At 57.0% G+C, this 1,916-nt stretch carries 3 protein-coding genes; all 3 read right to left on the bottom strand.

The features are described from left to right. Positions 1-399: 399 nt before the first annotated feature. The 3 genes from BMZ48_RS12810 to BMZ48_RS12805 all read right to left on the bottom strand — a co-directional run bounded on the left by BMZ48_RS12810 (position 400) and on the right by BMZ48_RS12805 (position 1,808). Positions 400-876, bottom strand: coding sequence for a hypothetical protein (locus tag BMZ48_RS12810; RefSeq protein ID WP_143383707.1), 477 nt, complete (start codon positions 874-876; stop codon positions 400-402). A 113-nt stretch (positions 877-989) separates the two neighbouring features. Continuing rightward, positions 990-1,301: a hypothetical protein gene (locus BMZ48_RS12930; protein WP_143383706.1), complete on the bottom strand. Its 312-nt coding sequence runs from the start codon at positions 1,299-1,301 to the stop codon at positions 990-992. 105 nt (positions 1,302-1,406) lie between these two features. Continuing rightward, positions 1,407-1,808 carry a GIY-YIG nuclease family protein gene (locus BMZ48_RS12805; RefSeq protein ID WP_200769633.1) on the bottom strand — a complete coding sequence of 134 codons (402 nt, stop codon included), beginning with the start codon at positions 1,806-1,808 and terminating at the stop codon, positions 1,407-1,409. Positions 1,809-1,916: the final 108 nt, after the last annotated feature.

Raw genomic sequence — 1,916 nt, 5'->3', positions numbered from 1 at the left:
GCTGACACCGAGCGCCTATGCCAGGCAACTGGCATCGGCTACCATCCAACCCGGACTCTAGATCGAACCGCTACTGAAGGTGGGGGGATGTCGTGTGCATGACATATTCGCGCAACCTGTTACCCGGTTGTGCTTCGGCAATATGTGTTGTGAGTGCAACAATCGCAGCGAGTACCAGCGCTGCATGGGTTTTCATGAATATACTCATTTGCTATGTCGCGCCCAACGACAAAGCTCAGCCGCCGGCGAAGCCGGTCGGCTGCAGCAGCGTGTTAGGCGGCGCCTATTCGACGTAGTTCACCGAACGCCCGGACGAATACAATGCAATCCTAGATGATCAGTTCAGCGGCATCTTCTCTGACCAGTGAAGAGCCATTCTTGGCAACGACTCCCACCCGCTCAGCCTTGCTGCGGCCTTGGCGGGCCGAGGTACCGCACGAGGGAGTCGCGAACCTGAAGGTAGTTTGCATCCTTATACCGTACAAGCGCGGGGGTGATCTTCTGTCGACCGCCCGCAACGAAATGTAGCTCGATGGCGACCAGATTCGGTCCCCGCGAGCTCATCTCGTGCAGGCTCCAACCTGCTATCTCGCTCCACGGGTAAGCCCAGCTCGACCAGTAATGGGTCTGCGAGATCCCAGAGCCGTCGATCTCGAGCCGCGTGCGAAACACCAGGAAGGCATCTAAGACGAACACAATCGGTAGGCCGACGAACACGTAGGCGACAGGCGCAAGCTCGGGATTGGAACGAATCAGCAACAGCGCGCCGAACATGAAAAGACAAAGAAAAGCGATTCTGGCCACGAGCTGGGAGCGCGATGGCCGAATGATGACTTGCGGCGACTTGCCGCCTGGCGCATGTAAACGAATCTGCATCGGCGGTGAGCGTTCCTTCTGCGGCCTAACGCCGAGCTTAACCCGCAGCCCGGCCGTAGCGGCGAAGCCGCGCAGACCGGGATGTCGGGTTGAAGCTCTGGTTAGCGCGTGACTTAGTCACATTGCATGGTGCCGCCAGGGAAAACAGTGCACCAACGGCCTGTGTTTGTATCAAATACTCGTTGAGTGCCGCCGCCACGCTGATTGCCACCTGAGTTGTTGTAGTAGTTGTTTACGACCGGCGGCTCTGGCATTCCAAGCATGGCGCGCAGTTTCAAGCACTCAGCGCCTTCCTTGCGCTTCGGGTTTGTCAGTGAGTTCTTCTCGATATTGCAACGCCTAGTTTGCTCATCAACGTCAACTGCGTGTGCGGCGCCGCCGATAGTCATTGCCAGGACTGCGAGTACATGCAAAAGAACCTTCACGAATTTCTCCTTTTTGAGCGCTAACGTACAGCTTGAGGGGCGCGGAGCCGGCAAGCGAAGCTTGCTGGCGGAGCGTCCCACTCGAAGCGACTGTTAGCCGCGGATTTAGCGAACCACGGCACGATGTTTCCTTTCCTCGACCCGAATCATCTTTCCTTCGCGCATGAGTAGACCAAGCACACTCCAAGCGAGGTAGTCTTTGGAGTCACCGGCGTAATCACTCTGAAGGCCAAGAGATTTTGATGCGTCTGAATTGGTGATTCCGTCTGGGTTGGCCTGGGCAAGTTCAAGAACGGCGGCCTTTAGGAGTTCTAGGCCGATCTGAGCTTTTTCGACAACGCCAGCGGGGACTGTAAGGTTGCGCCGAGCTTTAGGTGCTGCGCCCGATGGCATTACAGAATTTGTGAGGAGCCCACCTGTGTCTTCCGTACCAAAGGCCGCGATTAACTCGGCTTCCAATTTCAATGCCTGTGCTTCGGTTAATTCATCGGCTAGTACTGCAGTCACGACTTCGTGGCCTCGACGTCCCCCCGCTTTCAGTAGCGGTTCGATCTAGAGTCCGGGTTGGATGGTAGCCGATGCCAGTTGCCTGGCGTAGGCGCTCGGTGTCAGTCC

The organism is Fontimonas thermophila, assembly GCF_900113085.1.
GTDB classification, from domain to species: Bacteria; Pseudomonadota; Gammaproteobacteria; order Nevskiales; family Nevskiaceae; genus Solimonas; species Solimonas thermophila.
The sequence above is the reverse complement of the archived record's forward strand: the minus strand, read 5'-3'. Positions and strand labels throughout refer to the sequence as shown.

Coding starts and splice junctions, on each gene's coding strand:
- BMZ48_RS12810 (WP_143383707.1), bottom strand. CDS start 876: ATGCAGATTCGTTTACATGCGCCAGGCGGCAAGTCGCCGCAAGTCATC.